This window comes from Arthrobacter sulfonylureivorans, assembly GCF_022637435.1.
GTDB classification, from domain to species: Bacteria; Actinomycetota; Actinomycetes; order Actinomycetales; family Micrococcaceae; genus Crystallibacter; species Crystallibacter sulfonylureivorans.
The window spans coordinates 3,338,088-3,360,190 of the sequence record NZ_CP093326.1 but is presented as its reverse complement, the minus strand read 5'-3'; the positions used below and the strand labels follow the sequence as shown (position 1 = coordinate 3,360,190).

At 66.9% G+C, this 22,103-nt stretch carries 19 protein-coding genes and 1 riboswitch; of the genes, 11 read left to right on the top strand and 8 right to left on the bottom strand.

The window, feature by feature from the left end:
• The first annotated feature begins 1 nt into the window (after nt 1).
• The 4 genes from MNQ99_RS15565 (at nt 2) to MNQ99_RS15550 (ending at nt 5,022) form a co-directional block, all read left to right on the top strand.
• Entirely contained in the window at nt 2-1,465 is a 1,464-nt protein-coding gene (locus tag MNQ99_RS15565; RefSeq protein WP_241913578.1) for an L-serine ammonia-lyase, read from the top strand.
• A 16-nt stretch (nt 1,466-1,481) separates the two neighbouring features.
• Complete coding sequence (gene purU / locus MNQ99_RS15560) at nt 1,482-2,345, top strand: formyltetrahydrofolate deformylase (RefSeq protein ID WP_241913577.1); 864 nt, start codon at nt 1,482-1,484, stop codon at nt 2,343-2,345.
• A gap of 386 nt (nt 2,346-2,731) precedes the next feature.
• Nucleotides 2,732-3,358, top strand: a complete 627-nt coding sequence (locus tag MNQ99_RS15555; RefSeq protein ID WP_241913576.1) for a TetR/AcrR family transcriptional regulator — start codon at nt 2,732-2,734, stop codon at nt 3,356-3,358.
• The gene (locus MNQ99_RS15550) at nt 3,355-5,022 is read left to right on the top strand and encodes an MDR family MFS transporter (RefSeq protein ID WP_127515583.1); all 1,668 of its coding nucleotides are present in this window, start codon (nt 3,355-3,357) and stop codon (nt 5,020-5,022) included. The genes MNQ99_RS15555 and MNQ99_RS15550 overlap by 4 nt, the downstream gene beginning before the upstream one ends.
• Before the next feature lie 52 nt (nt 5,023-5,074).
• Here MNQ99_RS15550 and MNQ99_RS15545 read toward each other — a convergent pair whose 3' ends face one another.
• From MNQ99_RS15545 to MNQ99_RS15530, 4 genes are all read right to left on the bottom strand, one after another.
• Nucleotides 5,075-6,178: a matrixin family metalloprotease gene (locus MNQ99_RS15545; protein WP_127515581.1), complete on the bottom strand. Its 1,104-nt coding sequence runs from the start codon at nt 6,176-6,178 to the stop codon at nt 5,075-5,077.
• A gap of 129 nt (nt 6,179-6,307) precedes the next feature.
• Nucleotides 6,308-7,447, bottom strand: a complete 1,140-nt coding sequence (locus MNQ99_RS15540; protein ID WP_422387468.1) for a VIT1/CCC1 transporter family protein — start codon at nt 7,445-7,447, stop codon at nt 6,308-6,310.
• A gap of 272 nt (nt 7,448-7,719) precedes the next feature.
• Entirely contained in the window at nt 7,720-8,883 is a 1,164-nt protein-coding gene (locus MNQ99_RS15535; protein WP_241913575.1) for a cation:proton antiporter, read from the bottom strand.
• A 12-nt stretch (nt 8,884-8,895) separates the two neighbouring features.
• Nucleotides 8,896-9,387, bottom strand: coding sequence for a cation:proton antiporter regulatory subunit (locus MNQ99_RS15530; protein WP_127515575.1), 492 nt, complete (start codon nt 9,385-9,387; stop codon nt 8,896-8,898).
• Between the two features lie 222 nt (nt 9,388-9,609).
• Between MNQ99_RS15530 and MNQ99_RS15525 the strand changes: the two genes are divergently transcribed.
• From MNQ99_RS15525 to MNQ99_RS15505, 5 genes are all read left to right on the top strand, one after another.
• Nucleotides 9,610-10,185, top strand: coding sequence for a helix-turn-helix domain-containing protein (locus MNQ99_RS15525; RefSeq protein ID WP_127515573.1), 576 nt, complete (start codon nt 9,610-9,612; stop codon nt 10,183-10,185).
• Nucleotides 10,186-10,374: 189 nt separating this feature from the next.
• A complete protein-coding gene (speB, locus tag MNQ99_RS15520; protein ID WP_241913574.1) occupies nt 10,375-11,439 on the top strand; it encodes an agmatinase in 1,065 nt (354 codons plus the stop codon).
• Nucleotides 11,436-13,151 carry a thiamine pyrophosphate-binding protein gene (locus tag MNQ99_RS15515; RefSeq protein WP_241913573.1) on the top strand — a complete coding sequence of 572 codons (1,716 nt, stop codon included), beginning with the start codon at nt 11,436-11,438 and terminating at the stop codon, nt 13,149-13,151. Before speB ends, MNQ99_RS15515 begins: the two co-directional genes overlap by 4 nt.
• Before the next feature lie 221 nt (nt 13,152-13,372).
• The gene (locus MNQ99_RS15510; RefSeq protein WP_241913572.1) at nt 13,373-13,858 is read left to right on the top strand and encodes a MarR family winged helix-turn-helix transcriptional regulator; all 486 of its coding nucleotides are present in this window, start codon (nt 13,373-13,375) and stop codon (nt 13,856-13,858) included.
• Nucleotides 13,859-13,901: 43 nt separating this feature from the next.
• Nucleotides 13,902-15,638, top strand: coding sequence for an MFS transporter (locus tag MNQ99_RS15505; RefSeq protein WP_127515604.1), 1,737 nt, complete (start codon nt 13,902-13,904; stop codon nt 15,636-15,638).
• A gap of 182 nt (nt 15,639-15,820) precedes the next feature.
• Here the strand turns inward: MNQ99_RS15505 and MNQ99_RS15500 are convergent, their stop codons facing one another.
• The gene (locus MNQ99_RS15500; protein WP_241913570.1) at nt 15,821-16,249 is read right to left on the bottom strand and encodes a very short patch repair endonuclease; all 429 of its coding nucleotides are present in this window, start codon (nt 16,247-16,249) and stop codon (nt 15,821-15,823) included.
• 206 nt (nt 16,250-16,455) lie between these two features.
• Between MNQ99_RS15500 and MNQ99_RS15495 the strand changes: the two genes are divergently transcribed.
• Nucleotides 16,456-17,400 carry an aldo/keto reductase gene (locus tag MNQ99_RS15495; protein WP_241913569.1) on the top strand — a complete coding sequence of 315 codons (945 nt, stop codon included), beginning with the start codon at nt 16,456-16,458 and terminating at the stop codon, nt 17,398-17,400.
• A gap of 116 nt (nt 17,401-17,516) precedes the next feature.
• Here MNQ99_RS15495 and MNQ99_RS15490 read toward each other — a convergent pair whose 3' ends face one another.
• From MNQ99_RS15490 to MNQ99_RS15480, 3 genes are all read right to left on the bottom strand, one after another.
• On the bottom strand, nt 17,517-18,446 hold the full coding sequence (locus tag MNQ99_RS15490) for a M23 family metallopeptidase (protein ID WP_241913568.1): 930 nt from the start codon (nt 18,444-18,446) through the stop codon (nt 17,517-17,519).
• Between the two features lie 3 nt (nt 18,447-18,449).
• A riboswitch (cyclic di-AMP (ydaO/yuaA leader) is annotated at nt 18,450-18,623 on the bottom strand.
• 204 nt (nt 18,624-18,827) lie between these two features.
• Entirely contained in the window at nt 18,828-19,442 is a 615-nt protein-coding gene (locus MNQ99_RS15485) for an HNH endonuclease (protein WP_241913567.1), read from the bottom strand.
• 94 nt (nt 19,443-19,536) lie between these two features.
• Nucleotides 19,537-19,938, bottom strand: coding sequence for a GlcG/HbpS family heme-binding protein (locus tag MNQ99_RS15480; RefSeq protein WP_127515560.1), 402 nt, complete (start codon nt 19,936-19,938; stop codon nt 19,537-19,539).
• A gap of 260 nt (nt 19,939-20,198) precedes the next feature.
• Between MNQ99_RS15480 and MNQ99_RS15475 the strand changes: the two genes are divergently transcribed.
• Nucleotides 20,199-21,986, top strand: coding sequence for an FAD-binding dehydrogenase (locus tag MNQ99_RS15475; protein WP_241913566.1), 1,788 nt, complete (start codon nt 20,199-20,201; stop codon nt 21,984-21,986).
• Nucleotides 21,987-22,103: the final 117 nt, after the last annotated feature.

Genomic DNA, 22,103 nt, shown 5'->3' with positions numbered 1-22,103 from the left:
GATGGCACTGAGCGCGCTGGACCTGTTCTCGATCGGCATCGGACCGTCGTCGTCGCACACGGTGGGCCCCATGCGTGCGGCCCGGCAGTTCGCCGAGTCGCTCGCGGCCGACGGGCTGCTGGATGCAGTAGCCCGGGTGAAATCGGAGCTGTTCGGCTCGCTCGGTGCCACCGGGGCCGGCCACGGATCGGACAAGGCAGTGATCCTGGGCCTGCAAGGCGAGGACCCGGAGACGGTTGATCCGGATGCCGCGGATGCGCAGGTGGAGGAGGCGGTGGCCGGGCGGAAGCTGCGCCTGGCCGGCACGCGCGTGGTGGAGTTCGACCGGGCTGCGGATGTGGTGCTGCACCGCCGCCGCTCGCTGCCGGCCCACCCGAATGGGATGACCTTCACCGCGTACGACGCCGGTGGCTCGCCGCTGCGCGAATCCTCCTCTTATTCGGTGGGCGGCGGATTCGTGGTGCCTGCCGAGGAGGCCGAGCAAACGGCCGGGGACGCGGCCGGTGCCACGGGCGCGACCGATGCCACCGAGCCCACCGATGCGACCGAGCCTGGTACCGCGGGCGGCGGGCAAATCCCCTATCCGTTCAGCAGCGGCGCCGAACTGCTGACCCGCTGCCGCGAGGCCGGGACGTCCATCGCCGGCGTGATGCTGGCCAACGAGCTCACCTGGTGGAGCGAAGCAGAACTTCGGGCCGCGCTGCTGCGGATCTGGGCCGTGATGCAGGAGTGCGTCGAAAACGGCTGCACCAGCACCGAGGAGAGGCTGCCCGGCTCACTGCTGGTCCGCCGTCGTGCTCCGGGACTGCGGCGGAGGCTGCGTGCCGCCGAGGCGGCGCGTGCCGCGGAGGGCACGCCGGACGCGGACCCGCTGTGGGCGATGGAATGGGTGAACCTGTACGCGCTGGCGGTCAATGAGGAGAACGCCTCCGGCGGCCGGATTGTCACCGCGCCCACCAACGGCGCGGCCGGCATCCTGCCCGCTGTGCTTCACTACTTCACCAGGTTCGTGCCCGGCGCCGACGACGACGCGGTGGTGGACTTCCTGCTCACCGCGGCCGCCATCGGCATCCTGTTCAAGACCAACGCCTCGATCTCCGGGGCCGAAGTCGGCTGCCAGGGCGAGGTCGGTTCGGCCTGTTCGATGGCTGCGGGTGCCCTCTGTGCGGTGCTGGGCGGGACTCCCGAGCAGGTGGAGAATGCCGCAGAGGTGGGCATCGAGCACAACCTGGGCCTCACCTGCGATCCGGTAGGCGGGCTGGTGCAGATTCCCTGCATCGAGCGCAATGCCATTGCCAGCGTGAAGGCCATCAATGCCGCGCGGCTGGCGCTGGCCGGCGACGGCGACCATCGGGTATCCCTGGACATGGCGATCAAGACCATGCGCGATACCGGGGCGGACATGAAGGCCAAATACAAGGAGACGTCCCGCGGCGGGCTGGCGGTGAACGTCGTTGAATGCTGACCAGAACGGGAACACCATGTCGATCCATAATGAGCACATCCTGACGCTTGACTGCCCGGAGCGGCTGGGCCTGGTGCATGCCGTCTCCGGCTTCCTGGTGGAGTATGGGCAGACCATCCAGGAACTCACGCAGTTCGACGACCGGCGGTCCGGGCATTTCTTCATGCGCACGGACTTCGCCGGGCAGAACGGCGGGGCCACATCCACCGAGGAGTTGCGCGCGGCCTTTGCGCCGCTGGCCGAGCAATACGGCATGGCCTGGCAGCTGGAACCCAAGGGCCGCAAGCGGCGGGTGCTGGTGATGGTATCCAAGTTCGGGCACTGCCTGAACGACCTGCTGTTCCGTTCCCGGATGGGCGAGTTGCCGGTGGAGATCGTCGCCGTCGTCTCCAACCACCTGGACCACAAGGGTCTAGTGGAATGGCACAACATCCCGTACCACCATGTGCCGGTCACGCCGGATACAAAACCTGCCGCCGAAGCCGAACTGCTGGAGCTGATCGACGCGCACGACGTGGAGCTGGTGGTGTTGGCCCGCTACATGCAGGTGCTCAGCGACCACCTCAGCCGGGAACTGACCGGGCGCACCATTAACATCCACCATTCGTTCCTGCCGAGCTTCAAGGGCGCCAAGCCGTACCACCAGGCGTATGAAAAGGGCGTCAAAACAGTCGGTGCCACCGCCCACTACGTCAACGCCGAACTCGACGAGGGCCCGATCATCGCCCAGCAGACGGTGGAGGTGGACCATACGTTCGGCCCCGAGGATCTGGTGGCTGCGGGCCGCGATACCGAGTGCAAGGCGCTGACGAATGCGGTCAAGTGGCACTGCGAGGGACGGGTCATTTTGCACGGGAACCGGACTGTGGTGTTGCGGTAGGCCTTGTGTCTAGGGATGGGCAGATTTCAACGCGCTTAGACACCTCCCTCGTTCCTCGCTCGGCGATGCGCGCTTATGAAACCTGCCCATCCCACTGAGCCACCTCGCTCGTTTAGTTCGGTGGTGCGCGCTCATGAAACCTGCCCGTCCCACTGACCCACTTCGCTCGTTTCTGGTTCGGTGGTGCGCGCTTATGGAAACTACCCATCCCACTGGGACACGCGCTTTCCTCGGTGAGTGATGCGCGCTGAGGGTGATCCCCCATCCTTTCTGGACAGCGGCTCCGACGGGTGTGATGTTCGTCTAAGTTTTTGCAGGAGTGCAAGTTTGCACTTGTGAATGTTTTCGGCCACTGGCACACTGGTTCGGTGAGTCAACTAAATTCCTTGCGTGAGCGTAAGCGCGCCGAGTGCTGGGCCGCGCTGCATGATGCCGCAGCCGAGGTCGCGCTACAAGACGGAATTGAGAGCGTCACAGTTGACGGGGTAGCCGACGCAGCCGGGGTTTCCCCGCGCACGTTTTTCAACTACTTCCCGTGCAAGGAAGACGCGGTGCTCGGCCTTCGGGAGCCGGTGCTCGACGATGCCATGCTGTCCGGATTCGACGTCCGCGCCAACCTGCTGGACGAAGTCGGCAAGCTGATGCTGGCGGTCACCCGTTCCATCCAAGGCGGAGACGATGCGATTCGCCACCGCATCATGCACAAGTACCCGCACCTGCTGCACCGCCGCGTCCAGTACGTGATCAAGGTGGAGCAGTTGGTAACCACGGCTGTTTCCGAACTGCTCGCCGACTCGGACCGGCTCGCGGACGCCGAACGGATTCTGGCCGCTCACCCCGTCGGCGGGCAGTACACCGCCGAAGACACCGCCCGCATGCTTGTGCTGACGGCAGGCACAGCACTTCGCTTTGCCATGCAAAAAACCATGTCCCAACCCACCCTGGAATCGCAGACCGAGGCCCTCGAGCACAGCTTGGCCCTGTTGCGTGCAGTCCTAAAGGAATCCGAATGACAAACGAGAGCCTGCAGGCGCAACAGCGCCCAGCGGCATCCAAACCGTCCCAGCCGGGGAAGCCTGGCCACAGCCATGGCAACCTGCTGCTGGTGTTCGTCGCGCTGATGATGTCGATGATGCTGGCGGCCTTGAACCAGACCATCCTGGCAACCGCTTTGCCCACCATCGTGGGCGAACTGAACGGCGCCAACCTGATGCTCTGGGTGATCACCGCCTACATCTTGGCGGCCACCATCATGATGCCCATCTACGGCAAGCTGGGCGACCAGATCGGACGCAAGTATCTGTTGGTCGGCGCGATCATCGTGTTCTTGGTCGGTTCCGTGATCGGTGCCCTGGCCCCGGACATGGGATGGCTGATTGCCTCCCGCGTGGTCCAGGGCCTGGGTGGCGGCGGGTTGATGATCCTGTCACAGGCCATCATCGCCGATGTGGTTCCCGCCCGGGAACGCGGCAAGTACATGGGGGCCATGGGTGGCGTCTTTGCGTTGGCCTCCGTGGTGGGCCCGCTGCTGGGCGGCTGGTTCACGGAGGGGCCGGGCTGGCGCTGGGCCTTCTGGATCAACCTGCCCGTGGGTGTATTGGCGCTGATTGGTGCGTTGTTCTTCCTGAAGTCGCGGCCGGTGACGATGCGGCCGAAGCTGGATTTCTGGGGCATGCTGCTGATGGCGGCTGCAACTACCGGATTGGTCCTGGTGAGCAGCTGGGGCGGCAGCACCTACGCCTGGTCGGATCCCATGATTATCGGGCTGATCGCCGGAACCGTGCTGGCCGCCGTCGGGTTCGTGCTGGTGGAACGGAAGACGGCCGAGCCCATCATTCCTATGTCCATGTTCCGCGACCGCAACTTCATCATGACCACCATCGCGGGCCTGCTGGTTTCCGTGGCCATGTTCGGCGCGCTCGGCTACATGCCCACCTACTTCCAGATGGCTACCGGGGTATCTGCAACCGCGGCCGGCCTGCTGATGATCCCGATGATGGCGGCGCTGCTGGCCTCATCGATGTTCTCCGGCATCCTGGTGTCGAAGACCGGCCGCTACAAGTGGATGCCGGTGGCCGGCTCCGCCATAGTGGCGGTTGCCCTGCTGCTGATGAGCTTTGTTCATGCAGATACGGGTGTCTGGGTGCTCTGCGTCTATCTCGGCCTGCTCGGTCTTGGACTGGGCCTGAACATGCAGATCCTGGTGCTCATCGTGCAGAACTCCTTTCCGCTGCGGCAGGTGGGCACGGCGACGGCGGCGAACAACTTCTTCCGCCAGATCGGCGCCACGCTCGGTTCGGCCGTCGTAGGCAGCCTGTTCGCCCACCGCCTGGTTGACCTGTTGACCGACCGGCTGCCGACCGCCGCGGTCGCAGCCACGGGCGGCGGCAACTCGCTGACTCCGGACATGGTGGCGCACCTGCCGGCACCCGTGCACGACGTCATCGTCGCGTCCTACAACGAAGCCTTGATGCCACTGTTCCTCTACATGGTCCCGCTGGCCCTGGCCGCCACCGTGCTCTGCCTCTTCGTGGTGGAAAAGCCGCTGGCCACGACGCTGGAACCGGATGTCATGCCGGAGGCAATTTCGGAGGGGAACGTGATGATCACCGCCGAGACCGAGGGCAATCATCCGGCGAACACGGATCTGCGCGGAGCCGAAGCAGGCCACCGGTAGCACCCGCCCCGCAGCGTGTCGCCGCTCCAGCAGCGGCGGCACGCTCGGCGCCCTATAGCTCCGGAACGCACTCGCCCTGGCCCAGCAAGGACAGGCCGGAGAGGTCCCCGTCGGCGAATTCCAGGATGTCGTGGGAGGCCTGCGCATACATCAGTTGGTTGGGGTCATCGACGTGGTCCAAGCCGATCAGGTGGCCCAATTCGTGCATGATGATGGCCCGGGCGGAATTCTTGCCAGCGGGGGCACCGAGCAGCTGGCGGAACTGCGGGGTGTCCAGTTCTATCTGTCCGGATACATACGCGGAAACCCCGCCCCGCGAGGCCCAGCCGCTGCCGCCCAGACCGATCGTGGGGCCGGCCAGTGCGGGGCTGTGCTCGGGATCGGACCAGGCAATCAGCACCGGGGCCCAGCGCTCGCCGTAGCGGTCCGGCTGGTAGGACGGGCGCCGCTCGGTGGGCCGCTCGGTGGTGGTGCCCTCGTAAATGAACTGCAGGCCGGTGGCAGCGGAGACGCGTTCCACCGCCTGGTGAACCAGGTCCGTGCCACCCGCGGGGGAGTCCGCCGCACGGACCACGTAACGGATCGGGCGGCACGGGTCGTAGGCGATGTAGTCCTGACCCGCGGACGGCGACGCGAGGAAGCGATACGAATTGCTCTCCTCATATAGCGGCGCGGGGACGCCCAGCGGCGACTCCGCGATGTCGACGCCCGACGGCGGAAACCCGCCGTGGCCCAAACCCTCGGCCGTGGATCCTCCGTCGAACGGGGCGGCGTTAGCCGTCCCGCTGGGTTGCACCGTCGACGCGAGCCGCGGCTGGCCCAGCCAGATGAAGGCCCAGGCCACCAAAGCCGCGATGGCGGCCAGCAGGATCAGCTTGCCGAACGGTGACGGACCGCCGCTGGGCTTCAGCTGCGGCCGAGCGGCCGAGACGTGCCGCACCGACGGCAGTGGCCGGACGGATTGCCGCCACGGAACCGGGCCCTGGCGCGCGGTCGGGTTGACCCAGACCTCCGGCTCTTCCGCGGCGTCATCAGGCCTCGGGCGTCCGTCGGACTCGGCCAAGGCCCACTGCGGCACTCGACCGGTCCGGGATCTGGGCACGGGCCGGCTTGGACCCGGCGCCTCGCCCGGGCCGTCGGTCGGCGGCCAGCTCATGGTCCCCCTCGCATGGCGGACAGCGGGAGCATCGTTGCCCCGCTTGCCTCAGAGTAACCAAGCCTTGGGGCAAACGGTAGGTGTCTGCCAGATGGCCGGCAGATGAACTGGCCGGCCGGGGCCGAGGGGTCAGGCTGTGCCGGTGCCGAACAAAGAGCCCAACACGTAGGTGGCTAGCGCCGCGCCGAAGCCGATCGCCAGCTGCCGCAGGGCACGCTTGACCGGTGACGCACCGGAGAGCAGTCCCACGATGCCGCCGGTCACCAGTAGCGCCAGGCCGACCAGAATCAGCGCGACCACCACCGCCGCGGTGCCCTGCAGACCGAAGATGTACGGCAGGATCGGGATCAGCGCGCCGGAGGAGAAGAACAGGAAGCTGGATACAGCGGCATTCCAGCCGGTGCCGATCTCCTGATAGTCGTTCGCGTAGGTCTCCGGCGCTTGCAGCGACAGGCTCGGGTCGCAGTCGCAGTCCAAATAGCCCATTCGTTCGGCGGCGCGGTGCTCGGCTGCTTCCGGGGTCATGCCGCGGGCGCGGTACACCAGCACCAGTTCATTGGCGTTCAGATCCAGGTCCGGTGCCGCCTGCAGTGTGATCTGGGTGGGTCGGGTGGCGGAGAGCAGCTCCCGCTGGGAGCGGACTGACACGTATTCGCCGGCACCCATGGAGAGTGCGCCGGCCAGCAGTCCGGCGAAGCCGCTGAACAGGATGAACCCGCTCGATACGCCGGTGGCACCGATGCCCATGATCAACGCCAGGTTGGAGACCAGGCCGTCGTTGGCGCCGAAGACCGCGGCACGGAAGTTGCCGGAGAGCCGTGCCCGACCGCGGGTGGCCAGACCGCGGATGACCTCTTCGTGGATCAGCTCGTCGGCGGCCATGGCCTCGGTGGCCGCGGGTTCGGTCGCGTAGGGGGAGCGGCTTTCGGCCCGCTGAGCCAGGGCCAACACGAACACCGAGCCGAAGCGGCGGGCCAGGACGCGCAGCACAGTGCGGCGGAAGGACGGGCGGAGCCGTTGGTCGCCGTGCTCGCCCAGCAGGTCGCGCCAGTGCTTTTCGTGCCGGCCTTCCGCCTCGGCCAGGGCTAGCAGGATCTCGCGCTCCTCGCCGTCGCGGCGCTGGGCCAGGTCACGGTAGATGGCGGCTTCGGCACGTTCGTCGGCCAAGTAGCGACGCCATAGCCTGATGTCGGATTTCGACGGCGGTGCCTGGCAGTCGGCGTGGGGGTCCAGAGGGTTGGGGCCGGCTGGATCGGGGCTCGTTGTCACGCTGCTCCTGAGTCGGACCGGAGACGGTTCGATGATCTCCGGTCAGTTAACAATCAACTGACCGAAGGTCTCGCTCGCCTCGGCGCAGGATCAGGCCGTGCCTTTTCGTGCGCCCAGGTGGACTGCCGGGCCGCTCATGCTGGCCAGTATGTCGACAGGCCTCCACGCCCGTGCGCGTTGCCGCGCGGCGGTGGAGCTACTCCCCTTCGCAACCTCCATTGTAGCTGGTCGGGGGAGGGCGGCCTGTTAGCGGGTGGCGCCGTCCCGGGTTCCTAATGCGGGCGTTTGCGCCGGTTCGGGTCTGTCCAGCTGTCAATGAATCGGGTGAGGAGGGGGCCGGCCACGGCCAGAATCAGAACATAGGCAGCAGCGAAGGGGCCGACCTCCGTGTAGCCGGCTGCAACCGCCAGCCCGGCTATGATCACGGAAAACTCGCCCCGGGTCGTCAGGGCGGCCCCCGCCCGCAGTCGTCCGCGGAGGTGGACTCCCTCCTTCCCCGCCGCATACCAGCCGCTGCCGAGCTTGGTGGCGGTGGTGACAACCGCCAACAGCAGCACCGCAGGCAGGATCGGCAACACGTCGGCCAGACTGAGAGACAAGCCAAAGGTCAGGAAGAAAAACGCCGCGAACAGGTCACGTAAAGGGCTGAGGATCTGCCGTGCGCGGTCCGCAAAACTCTGCGGAATCGCGATACCGACCAAGAAGGAACCGACGGCCGCTCCGGCTCCTACCCCTTCGGCGATCCCGGCCACCACCAGCGCAATGCCCAGCAGCCGCAGCATGACCTGTTCGTCCTGCGGGTGGGAGAGCAGGCGCCCCACCCTATGCCCCGCCTTGTGCGCCGCGGCCATGATCAGGGATACCGCGCCAAGCGCCAGGGCAACGCCGCCGGCTGCCTGCCAGGCCCCGCCGCCGGAGAGGAAAACCACAAGCATCGGCAGGTACAGGGCCATCGCAATGTCCTCGAGCACGAGCACCGACAGGACGGCCGGAGTTTCCCTGTTCCCCAAGCGTCCGAGATCATCGAGCAGCCGGGCGATGATGCCGGACGAAGAGACCCAGATGACCCCGCTCAGGGCCAAAGCCGCCTGCCATGGCAGTCCCAGCAGCAGGCCGAACAGGAATCCGGGGACAGCGTTCAGGAGGAAATCCACCAAGCCCGAACTTCGGTGTCGTTGGAGGCTGTGCATCAGTTCAGTCGCCGAGAATTCGAGCCCGAGCAGGAGCAGCAAAAGAATGACGCCGATCTCCGCGCCGGCCTCCACGAAGGGGCCCGCCGCGTTCACCGGCAGCAGCCGGCCCTCGCCGAAGAGCAGCCCGGACAGCAGGTAAAACGGAATCGGCGAAAGGCCGAGCCGGTGCGCGAGGAGACCGAGCCCGGAAAGGACGGCGAACAGTATCCCCAGTTCGATGAGCAGAAGCGAGAGATGCTGCACGGCGGCCCACGGCTATCCAGTTGGCGGTGGACTGATCAGTTCTTCAACCGCGGACAGCCCGTCGGCTCCACCCACAACGATGAGGACATCGTGGGACAGCAGGCGCTGCTGCGGAGTCGGCGCGGTGATCACTGACTCCCCGCGGATGACCGCCACAATGGAGCAGCCCGTCCGTGTTCGGGCCTTGGTGTCGCCCAGGGGGTGGCCCGCGTAGGGCGAGTCAGGTCGAACGGTGATGCGTCTGGTTTCCAGCCCCGGAATTTCCTTGGAGAGCTGGGCGAAGCGCTGGGTTATCCGCGGGGCGCCGAGAAGTTCTGCGAGCTGTGACGCTTCTTCCGGTTCCAGCTGGAGACGACTGACCGCCCGGTCCGGATCGTCCTCGTCGAACGTGAACAGGTCGGCCCCGCCCTCCCGGTCAATAACCAGAGCGAGGCTGACCCCGGAATTGGCGGTGAAGTCATAACGGATGCCGACGCCCGGAAGGATGGTTTCCACGATGTCCACACCACGATCTTAGGCTTGCGAGCCATCGCCGTGGATAGGCCAGGGCAAGGCGTGACCGGAGAGCATGAGTGCCAGCGGAACGACCCGCACTTGCCCAGCAGGCAACAAGTGTTGAGTGTTAAGCTATTTGTGGTCTGCGGCACGTCGGCTTCGGCCGCCGCGGCGGCGTCTTCCGGCCGCCGCGTACCTGCTCCCACCACCTTGGCCCGAGAAGGATGTTTAGTGAAGGCACTGCCCGTCGAACCCAGCAATGACCCGGTGGCCATCGGGTCGCGGATCCGCGCAGCCCGCCAAGGGCAGCGCATGACCATCGAGCAGGTGGCGGACTCAACTGGGCTCACCAAGGGCTTTCTCAGCCGGGTGGAGCGGGACCTGACCTCGCCGTCGGTCGCGTCGCTCGTCACCTTGTGCCAAGTGCTGTCCATCTCCATCGGCGATCTCTTCTCCATGCCGGAAACGCACCTCACGCGAGCAGGGCAGGGGCCGCGGATTAGCCTGGGTGGCGAAGGTATCAAGGAGGAACTGCTGACCGCCCGGCACGAGCGCCGGCTGCAGATCATCCGCGCCGTGATCGCGCCGCGCGGCCGTGGCGAAACAGACCTCTATGCGGTGGACTGCGATGTGGATGTCCTCCATGTGATTGCCGGCCGCATCACGCTGGTTTTCACGTCCGAACGCTACGAACTTGCCGCGGGCGACACCATCTCCTTTTCCGGCCGCGAGCCACACACGTGGATTAACGAGACCGACGAAGAAGCCATCGTCACCTGGACTTTGGTTCCGGCCGCGGCCCGCTGACCGGCGCTGCGCCGGCGCATGGTTCGCGCCGGCGCACACACCCGAACTGCGCACGCAGGACGGGCAACCTTGACTGTTACCGGTGCCACAAATATCATTTCAGGCAACAGATGTTGCACATAGGGCAACCTTGCCCCGCGCCGGACGCCGCCACGCATCCCGCACCGTCCGCCGCATCGAAGGAGAACCATGGAAGAGCTTCGTGTGGAAGCCAACGGCCACCTCGGCCCGATCGACTCGTCCCGGATCCCGCGCTACGCCGGCGCCGCCACCTTCGCCAGGTTGCCCCGCTTGGACCAAGTGAAGCAGGCGGACATCGCCGTCGTCGGTGTTCCCTTCGATTCCGGCGTGTCCTACCGCCCGGGCGCCCGCTTCGGCGCCAACCATGTGCGTGAGGCTTCGCGGCTGCTGCGACCGTATAACCCCGCCTGGGACCTCAGCCCGTTCGAAGAGGTCCAGGTGGCGGACGCCGGCGACATGGCCGTCAACCCGTTCAACATCAACGAGGCCATCGAGACCATCCAGCAGAACGCGCTGGACTTGACCGCCTCCGGCACCAAGCTGGTCACGATCGGCGGCGACCACACCATTGCCCTGCCGCTGCTTCGGGCGGCCGCCGAGCGCGCCGGCGGACCGGTGGCCATGCTGCACTTCGACGCGCACCTGGACACCTGGGACACCTACTTCGGCGCCGAATACACGCACGGCACGCCGTTCCGCCGCGCGGTGGAGGAAGGCATCCTGGATACCGAATCCATCTGCCACGTGGGCACCCGCGGCCCGCTCTACGGCAAAAAGGACCTCGACGACGACCACCGCTTCGGCTTCGGCATCGTCACCAGCGCCGACGTCTACTACCAAGGCGTCCGCGAAGTGGTGGCCAAACTGCGCGACCGGATCGGCAACACCCCGCTCTACGTCTCCATTGACATCGACGTGCTGGACCCGGCCCACGCGCCCGGCACCGGCACCCCGGAAGCCGGCGGCATCACCAGCCGCGAACTGCTGGAAATCATCCGCGGCTTCCGCGGCATGAACCTCATCGGCGCCGATGTGGTGGAAGTGGCTCCAGCGTATGATCACGCCGAAATAACCGGGGTGGCCGGCAGCCACGTGGCCTACGAACTCGTCTCTTTGATGGCCGACAACGCCGCCGGCGGCGGCTCCCGCAACGGTTACGCCGCGCAGGCGCTGGAGGCCCCGCGGCCGTCGCAGCCGCAGGACATCGAGTCGGACCAGGAGTCCTTCGAATGACGGCACCGAAGAGCGGCGCCCTTCCCGGCGCAGGCGCGGCCCACGCCGGGCCGGCCAAACCGGCCGTGCGCAACGGCGGGGACCTCGTCGTCGAAACTCTCAGTGCCTTGGGTGCGACGACGGTGTTCGGCATTCCGGGGCAGCACGCCTTGGGCTTGTTTGACGCTTTGTCCAGGTCCCCGCTGCACTTTGTCTCCTCCCGGGTGGAGAACAACTCAGCTTTTGCCGCCGACGGGTTCTCCCGTGCGACCGGCGATGTTGGCGTGCTGTTCCTCTCCACCGGCCCGGGCGCACTGACCTCGCTGGCCGGGCTGCAGGAAGCCTACGCCACGGGCGTGCCGATGGTGGTGATCGCCAGCCAGATCCCGCTGGAAGGGCTCGGAGCCCGCCGCAAGGGCATGCTGCACCAGCTCGACGATCAGAAGGCTTCGGCCGCAAATGTCACCAAGAGTCAGCGGTTGATCCAGCATGCCTCCGGCATTCCGTCGGCCATCCAGGATGCCTGGACCGAGGCCATCTCCTCGCCGCAGGGGCCGGTCTGGGTGGAGGTGCCGCAGAATGTTCTGCTGGACCCCATCATGGTGCCGCCGGTGGAGGATGCGCTGGCCGAAGCGTTCGACAACCCGCCGCGGACCGAGCTGGTCAAGGAGGCGGTGCGTTGGCTCACCGAAGCCAAGCGGCCGGCCATCATCGCCGGCGGCGGCGCCCGCCGGGGCAAGGCCGAACCGTGGCTGCTCTCCATTGCGGAGAAACTGCACGCCCCGGTGGTCTGCTCTCCGGGCGGCAACGGTGCATTCCCGTGGAATCACGAACTGTCGCTGCAGTCCTGGGTGGAGGATCGGTATGTCACCGACGTCCTTGAAGAGGCCGATGTCCTGGTGGTGGTGGGTTCGTCGCTGGGCGAGGTGACCAGCAACTACTTCACCATGGAGCCGCGCGGCCGGATCATCCAGATCGACGCGGAACCCCGCGTGCTCGAGTCCAACGGTCCGGCGCTGGGCATCCGCGCCGACGCCGGCCAGGCGCTGCACGCGCTCGACGACGCCCTCTCCGGGGAGCTGCGGAACCGGCCCGACTGGCGCGGCCAGACCCCCGAGCAGCTGGTCAAGGACACGCTGGCCAAGGTCCAGGCCCGGCTGGACAGCCAGGACCTGGCCAAGGAGCGGGCCTTCATGGCGGATATCCGCGAGGCCGTCCCGGACACCATGCAGACCTTCTGGGACATGACCATCTCCGCCTACTGGGCCTGGAGTTGCTGGGACTCGCGCGAGGGCCAGTTCCATTCCGCCCAGGGCGCCGGCGGTCTCGGCTTCGGTTTCCCCGGCGCCATCGGCGGCAGCGTGGGCCTGGCCAGTCAGGGAAAGCCGGCCCGGGTGCTGGCCGTCTCGGGCGACGGTTCCGCCATGTACTCGATCAGCGAGCTGGCCACCGCGAGCCAGCACAACCTGCCCGTGACCTGGCTGATTGTGGACGACGGCGGGTACGGCATCCTGCGCGAATACATGGAAGGGGCCTTCGGCAAAGCAACCGCCACGGAGCTGGCCCGGCCCGACTTCGTCGCCTTGGCCGAGTCCTTTGGCGTTCCCGCCCGGCGGGTGGCGCCCGAGGGTATCCGCGCCGCGCTCGAGGAGAGCTTCGCCGCGCAGGGCCCGAACGTCGTCGTCGTAGAGACCCTGCTCAAGATGTTCGCGCCCACGCATCTAGGTGGCTGACTCTTAGACCACTGACGCTGGGGCCAGACCCCTGGCTCGGGCCAACCACTCATCGAAGTATCAGCAGGCGGCCTTCTCAGCCCTGAGAAGGCCGCCTGCTGATACTTAGAATCCGGTAGGAGGAGTGGCGAGGGTGTGCTCCAGATCCCATTCATTTAGTTTGCCAAGACAACTAGTTGAAGTTATAGTTGCTTTAGGCAAGTATAAGAATGAGGTGTGCCGTGGCTGTCGAAACCGAAACCGCCCAGGAGCTGGTGGCCTGCGTCTTTTCCCTGCAGCGGTCCTTGCGTGCCGCGACCCACCACATGGCGGATCCATCCGGCCCTGGCTTCGCGCTGCAAGGCGTTATGCGGATCATCGGCGAAGCGGGGGAGCTTCGTGCCACCGAGTTGGCGGCCAAGCTGGGCATCGGTCCAGCGGCACTCAGCCGGCACATCGCGGACCTTGAGGCGTCAGGCTTCGTGCTGCGGCGACCACATCCCGACGATGGCAGGGCGTCGCTGATCTCGCTGTCCGAGGCCGGCCAAGCCAGCATGCGGGCCGAGGCGATCCGCCGGGCCGCCCTCATGCAGGGCATGCTCGGCGACTGGTCCGAGGACGAAGCCCAGGCCGCCATCACCGCCGTCGGCCGCCTTGCCGAGGCCCTCCACACCTCGATCCTGTCAACGAAGCCGGGAACCTACCGCTACGAACCCGCAGGAGTCTGACTCGTTGAACGAACCCACTGAACCAAACCAGACCTCAGCCGTGATGCTCAAGGAGCACACGCTTCACAGCAAAGCTCCCGCCGAACGGACAAACGCCGAACAGGCGCCCGCCAAGCGGACGTCCGCCGACGGCGACCTGATGAGCCACAAGCAGATTCTGCAGGTCCTCACCGGTCTGCTTGCGGCCCTGTTCACCGCGATGCTTTCCAGCACGATCGTGGGCAACGCGCTGCCCACCATCATCGCCGACCTGCACGGCACCCAGACTGACTTCGCCTGGGTGGTCACCGCAGCGCTGCTGGCGAATGCGGCCACCACGCCGATCTGGGGCAAGTTCGCCGACCTGTACAACAAGAAGCTGCTGGTCCAGCTGTCCATCGTGATCTTCGTGGCCGGCTCCGTGCTGGCCGGGTTTGCCCCGGACATGACCACGCTGCTGGCCGCGCGGGTGGTCCAGGGTACCGCGATGGGCGGCCTGACCGCGCTGGTCCAAGCCATCATCGGCACCGTCATCCCGCCGCGCGAACGCGGACGCTACGCCGGCTACATGGGTGCCGTCATGGCCGTTGCGACGGCTGGTGGCCCGCTGCTGGGCGGCTTCATTGTGGACAGCCCGTTGGGCTGGCGCTGGACCTTCTTTGTCTGCGTCCCGCTGGCTGTCATTGCGCTGCTGATGCTGCAGAAGACGCTGAAGATGAGCCACGAGCGCCGGCACGTTAAGATCGACTGGCTCGGCTCCGTGCTGTTGACGGCCGGCGTGTCCATCCTGCTGATCTGGGTCTCCTTCGCCGGCCAGCCCGGCCACTATGAATGGCTTTCCGGAACCAGCGCACTGATGGTGGGCATCGGCGTCGTGCTGCTGGCCGTGTTGGTGTGGGTAGAGTCCAAGGCCGCACAGCCGATCATTCCGCTGAAGATCATCACCGAGCGCACCACCGCGCTGTCCATCATCGCTTCCATCTCGGTGGGCGTAGCGATGTTTGGCTCCGCCACGTTCGTCGGCCAGTACTTCCAGGTGGCCCGCGGCGCGACGCCGACCGAAGCCGGCCTGCTGATGCTGCCCATGGTTGCCGGCAACCTGATCGGCGCCACGGTCTCCGGGCAGCTGATTACCCGCTATGGCAAATGGAAGCGCTTCCTGGTCATCGGGGCCATCCTGGTGATCAGCGGAACCGGTCTGGCCGGCATGATGGATCATCAAACATCGCTATGGCTGGCCGGCATTTTCCTGCTGCTGCTCGGATTGGGCATGGGCCTGCTGATGCAGAACCTGGTGCTCGGCGTGCAGAACACAGTGCGGGCCAAGGACATCGGCGCGGCCAGCGCCTCCGTGGCGTTCTTCCGCTCCTTCGGCGGCGCCATCGGCGTTTCGGTGCTCGGCGCCGTGCTCGCCGGCCGGGTCAACACCCTGGCCACCGCCGGCATGCAGGAGGCCGGCATCCCGGTCTCCGGAGATGGTGCCGGTGCCACGCTGGACTTCGCGTCCTTGCCTCCCGCGGCCGCAGAGATCATGCGGTCGGCCTACGGAGACGGCACGGCCCTGATCTTCCAGCTTTCCGCCGTCATTGCGGTAGTGGCGCTGATTGCGGTGCTGTTCATCAAGGAACGGCCGCTGCGCCGCACCATCGACATCAAACCGACCACCGCAAGCCCGGTGGAACCCGGCATGGTCGGTGGCGCCGGACCGGTGATGACCGGATCGCTCCCGGTAACCGACGGCGCTCGGCCCACGGGCGGCGGGCAGCCCGACGCGGCCGCCGGCGGGCAGTGCAGAAAATAACGACGGCGAAGCGCCCCGCCCCTGGTGGAAACCACCAGGGGCGGGGCGCTTTTGCGTCGGCGGTTATAACTGGCCCAGTGCCCGGGTGCCCGGCCTTGGATGCCCGGCCTTGGACGCTCCGGCCTCGGACGGGCCTGACTGACCGTGCCGAGGCCCCGCGGCCCGCGGGCCCGCGAGCCCGTTCAGTCCAGGAACTCCATCAGCCGGTCCTCCAAGGCGGCCAGATCGCCAGCCTTCTTGAACTCGCACTCCCAGACTGTGAGGATCTGCCAGCCGGCTTCGTGCAGCGCCGCCTGCTGGACCTTGTCCCGGGCGGCCGTCCGGGAGCGTTTGGCATCCCAGAACTCGGCGTTGGACTTCGGCGCATGCTGGCCGACTCTGCAGTCGTGGGCGTGCCAGAAGCAGCCGTTGACGAAGATGACCTTGCGGCGCCCCGCGAACACCAGATCCGGTTTGCCCGGCAGCTTCTGGCCCCCGGCGCTGCCATGCAGGCGGTAGCGGTACCCCCTGGCATGCAGCAGCTTCCGGACCAGCAACTCTGGTTTGGTGTTCTTGCCGCGGATCTTGGCCATATTGGCGCTGCGCTGCTGTGGGGTCAGCGAGTCAGCCATGGATTAAGTCTAGGTTGCACGGACAAGCGAGCCTGAGGTCAGCCGCCGGTGGTTTGGCGGCCGGACTGGGGGTCCGGACCCTGGAAACGTGAAGTTTTGCGCGTGACCGCGCTCTCATTCGCGACCGGAACGGCAGCCGTCGCACTATCCTTAAACGCTGAAGCGGCGGGCGAAGATCCGCTGCCCTCCCTTCGAAAGGACTCTCGATGCGCTTGATCGGCACTTCGGACCTCAAGATTTTCCCGCTCGCTTTGGGCGGCAACACCTTCGGCTGGACCTCCGATGAGCCCGGCTCGCAGCAGGTACTGGATGCCTTCGCCGATGCCGGCGGCAATTTCATCGATACCGCGGACAGCTACTCCTCCTGGATTCCGGGTAACACCGGCGGCGAGTCCGAATACATCATCGGCCGCTGGATGGCCGAGCGGAAAAACCGTGATTCGGTGGTCATTGCCACCAAAGTCGGTGGGCACCCGGAGCTTCAGGGCCTCTCGGCGGTGAACATCGCTGCCGCCGCGGAGGCTTCGCTGCAGCGGCTGGGCACGGACCACATCGACCTTTACTACGCCCATTACGACGACGAGGGTACGCCGCTGATCGAGGCGGCCGCAGCGTTTGACGCCTTGGTGAAGGAGGGCAAAGTCCGCCAGATCGGGCTGTCCAATCTGTCTCCAGAGCGGATCGCGGAGTGGATCAGCATCGCCCAGCAAAACGGCTTCGCGCTGCCGGTGGCGCTGCAGCCGCGCTACAACCTGGTGGCCCGCAAGGACTATGAGCAGGGTTACGCGCCGCTGGCCCGGGAGCACAACCTGTCGGTCTTCCCCTACTTCTCACTGGCCGCAGGCTTCCTGACCGGCAAGTACCACAGCACCGACGACGCCGAGGCCAGCCCGCGCGGCGGCATGGTGGGGGATTACCTCACCGCGAACGGCTTTGCGGTGGTGGACGCCGTGGAGGCGGTCGCCTCCTCCCGCGGCATCTCTATCACCACGGCGGCGCTCGCCTGGCTGCTCAGCAAGCCAGGCATCACCGCGCCGCTGGCCAGCGCCCGGACGCCGCAGCAGTTGCCGGATCTGATGGCTGCGGTGGATGTGGAGCTGTCCGCCAGCGAAGTTTCCGCCTTGGACCAGTCATCGCAGTCGTTCGCCTGAGCACTCCGCCTAGAGCGACTTCAACGAGCGACGGCGATGCCCACCGCAGGTGATCAGTTCACATGCGGTGGGCATCGCCGTCAGGTGGCGGAAGCTCCGCCGTCGTTGCTGGGGGCTTAGAGCCAGCCGGCCGGATCCACGGTCTGGCCGTTTTTCACAACCTCGAAGTGCAGGTGGCAGCCGGTGGAGTTGCCGGTGGTGCCCAGCTCGCCGATGCGCTCGCCTTGGGCCACCTTTTGGCCCAGCGAAACGCCGATCGACTGAAGGTGGTTGTAGGTGGTTTTCAGGCCGCCGCGGTGCTGGACCACAATGCGGTTTCCGCCGCCGCCCACCTGGAAGCCTGCCTCAACCACCTTGCCGCCGTCGGAAGCTTTGACCGGGGTGCCGCAGCCCATCGCGTAGTCGATGCCGGTGTGCAGCTCGCCGGCCGCGCCGGTGATCGGATTCAACCGGTAGCCGAACCCGGAAGTCTGTTTCATGTGCGGAATGGGAGCCTTCAGGCTGCCGGTCGCGAAGCCGGCGGTCTTGGCCTTGGCCGCATCGGCCTTCTTCGCTGCAGCGATGGCGGCTGCCTTCTTCTTGGCGGCGGCCTGGGCCTTGGCCTTCTTGTCCGCTGCGGCCTTCTGATCGGCTGCTGCCTTCTTGTCCGCTGCAGCCTTCTTGGCAGCGGCGTCGTCGGCCTTCTTCTTTTCGGCGGACGCGGCGGCAACCTTGGCCTTTTCCTGGGCGGCCTGGCTGGCAGCCCAGGGCCGGTCGAACCGGAGGTCGGCATCCTTGGCAGCCTGGACGCTGACCGCACTGTTGTTGGACACGAGATCGGTGCGAACCAGCTCCTCCGCGTCGCCAGCATGAGCCACCGGGATGGCAATCACTGCCAGCATGCCAGCGGTTGCGGCCGCAATGCCTGCCCGGCGTGCAACCGAGTGAGCCGCGGCGGGCGCTTCTGCGCGGCGGCGGCCACCGGGTTCACCGGTAGGGCGGGAGATCAGGGAAAGGGGCGACGTGCGGGTGTCGGAACGGCGACGACCGCGGACAGGGGTGTTCACAGGGATTCCTCTCATGCGCCTGCGAAGTTAGCTGTCGGATTCGAGCGAGAGCTCACTCGGTCCTGCCTGCATGGCCGCGGGAAGCCGGCCTGCCTCTGAGGACTTCACCCCATGGTGCCCCCAAGCACCGTACGTGGTTCCTCCGCCCCTGCCTTCGACATAAAGCTCGATATCTTATGGTCCGCCGGCAGGGTTCGACGGGCGGACCGGGCCTACCTTCCTAGTAGGAACTTCATCCAATTTACTGGAGCGACACGCGGCGTTACAACTTCGTTATCCGTGTTCCTTGTCACGGGGGAGCGCCGGTGGTCCGGGAGTCACCCCAACGACCAACCGCGATCCGGCCGCCATACAAGCCGCTAATTGCCGTCATCCGGCAGCTCACCCCATCAACCAGGCCGCCGTATGCGTGCGGCCGGAGATCTCATTGCGTTCGCCGGCCTGAACCGGAACGCCGGCCGGAAAGTAACTGTGGCGCCGTTCTTCCAGCCGCTGACGGGACGTCGGCGAGGGAATCGAGGTGCCCTTGCTTCGGTCGCAGCTCGCGCAGGCCGCCACGAAATTGGTCATCACCGTGGCCCCGCCTTTTTTCCATGGGAAGAAATGGTCAGCGATGGTGGCCGGGTTCGGGCAACGGCGGTGCCGCCCAACTTCCAGTTCGCACTGGCCGCCGGCGCGCGCCAATCCTTCGCGGCGTTGCTCCCGGTTAAATTTGCGCAGCGGATCGCGGCGGCGCACATCGCGGGAGCGCCGGATCCGTACAGCAACGGCCACTGCCACCAAGACGAGCACGGGCGGACCGATCCAGCCCAGCACAGGCCAAACCGCCTGGAGCAACGCCTCGGGGCCGCCGCCAGCGAGAAGCTGCCGGATCCCATGCAGCAGCCCGGTACCCAGGGCGGCCGAGAGGGCTGCATAGGCCAGCCACGCCAAGGCCGCGACGAAAGCCCACAGCGTGATCCGCCGCGACCAGTAGATCATGCCCAGTTCATACATCTGCCCACCCGAAGTCCCCCCAGCTCCGTGAGTCCATCCGCCGCCTAGGCTAGCCGAGGCACCCTGTGAATTCCTCGGCCCAAACCAGCCCCGCCTACAACGCGGCCGCTCCGGCCTCGGCCACTGACTGGTCCTGTTCACCGGAGCCGCCGCTGACGCCAATCGATCCCACCACCTGGCCGTCGCGGGAGAGCGGAAGGCCCCCGGCGAAGATCATGATCCGGCCGTGGTTGCTGGCATGGATGCCGTAGAACTGATTGCCCGGCTGGGCGTTGTCGCCCAGGTCCTTGGTCTGGATATCGAATGCCCGGGACGTGAAGGCCTTGTTGATCGAGATGTCGATGCTGCCCAGCCATGCCCCGTCCATCCGCACATGCGAGACCAGGTTCCCACCGGCGTCGGCCACGGCAATGTTCATTGGCTGGCCGATCTCCGCGGCCTTGGCCTCCGCGGCGGCAATGACCCGGCGCGCATCTTCCAGAGTGACAGTGTCCATGGTTGCTCCTTGATCGAAGGCCGCGGGGCGGTCCTATCTGATGTAATCGTTGGGATTGAGCACATGCGTGGCGGCGGCACCGAGGACCGCTCGGTTGCTGCTCATGGAGGATCCTCTCTGATCCGGACCGGAGCCAAGGGATGGATAGGAGCCACCGTAGCCCTCGAGGTGCCGGGCTGGCTAGGGTTGGATCTCCGCGCCCTCGACGATTCCGTCCGGACCCCTTGTGGCCCCGAACGCGATCCGCAAGGGTGGACCCCATGGGTGCGAACGCAGCGGCAGGCCGGATAGTGGGTGCGGATGTCATCGTGGTGGGTGCCGGGCTCTCCGGACTGGTCGCCACCGCCGAATTGACCGAGGCCGGGCGCCATGTGCTGCTGGTGGAACAGGAGTCTGAGGCGAATCTGGGCGGCCAGGCCTGGTGGAGCTTCGGCGGCCTGTTCCTGGTCGATTCGCCGGAGCAGCGCCGGCTGGGCGTCAAGGATTCGGTCGAGCTGGCCTGGCAGGACTGGCTGGGCACCGCCGGCTTCGACCGGCCGGAGGACTATTGGCCGCGCCGCTGGGCCGAGGCCTACGTGAACTTTGCCGCGGGCGAGAAGCGGGCGTGGCTGCGCGAGCGCGGACACCGGATCTTCCCGGTGGTCGGTTGGGCCGAACGCGGCGGCTACGAGGCGAGCGGACCCGGCAATTCCGTGCCCCGCTTCCACATCACGTGGGGGACCGGTCCCGGCCTCGTGGAACCGTTCGCGCGCCGGGTGCGGGAAGCGGCCGATGCCGGACTGGTCACCTTCGCCTTCCGGCACCGGGTGGACGGGCTGCTCACGCAAGACGGAGCGGTTACCGGAGTGCGCGGCAGCATTTTGGAACCGACGACGGCGGGGCGCGGCCGGGCGTCCTCACGCACCGTGGTGGGGGATTTCGAATACCCGGCCGGCGCCGTCGTCGTGACCTCCGGCGGGATCGGAGCGGATCTGGACGCGGTGCGGCGAAACTGGCCGCAGCGGCTGGGCACGCCGCCCCTACACATGGTTGCCGGTGTTCCCGAATACGTGGACGGACGGATGCTCGGCATCGCGCAGGCAGCCGGCGGACGGGTGATCAACCCGGACCGGATGTGGCACTACGTGGAGGGCATCCGGAATTGGGATCCGGTGTGGGCACGGCACGGCATCCGGATTCTGCCCGGCCCCAGTTCGCTCTGGCTGGATGCGACCGGCAAGCGGCTGCCGGCACCGCTGTTTCCCGGATTCGACACCTTGGGCACGCTGGCCCACCTGCGCTCCACTGGACACGATTACAGCTGGTTCATCCTGAACAAGAGGATCATCGAAAAGGAGTTCGCGCTCTCCGGCTCGGAACAGAACCCTGACCTGACCGGCAAATCGGTGCGGGAGGTGCTCAAGCGGGCCACCACGGACGTGCCGGGCCCGGTGCAGGCCTTTTTGGACCACGGCGTGGACTTCCTGCAGGCGGACACCGTGCCGGAGTTGGTGGCCAAAATGAACGAACTGGTGCGGAACCATCCGCTCGGCGAAACGGATGTCCGGGCCACGGTTGGAGACGCACCGGGCGGGCCTGCCGACACAATGACGCCCGCCGAACCTGTGCTTCCGGCGTTCAGCGAAGACCGGGACGGCCCGATGCTGGACCCGGCCGAGGTCGAGGCCGAGATCCTTGCGCGGGACCGCGAGGTGGGCAATGCCTACGGCAAGGACGCGCAGGTGATGGCCATCCGCGCGGCGAGACGCTACCTGGGCGACAAGCTGGTGCGCACGGCGAAACCGCATCGCCTGCTGGATCCCGATGCCGGGCCGCTGATCGCGGTGCGGCTGTCGGTGCTGACCCGCAAGACGCTCGGGGGACTGGAAACGGACCTGCAGTCACGGGTGCTGACAGCGCACGGGCAGCCGGTACCCGGACTCTACGCTGCCGGGGAGGCGGCGGGGTTTGGCGGCGGCGGCATGCATGGCTACCGCTCGCTGGAGGGCACCTTCCTGGGTGGCTGCCTCTTCAGCGGCCGCGCCGCCGGCCGTGCAGCCGGTTCCTGACGCAGCCGTCCCTGACGCGGTGGCAGTCCCGCAGGTTCCTGACTGACCGGCAGCTTCGCCGTTTCTGGCCGTTACCTCGGCCGAGCCGGACCGGTGAGACGGAGACCACCTGATGTC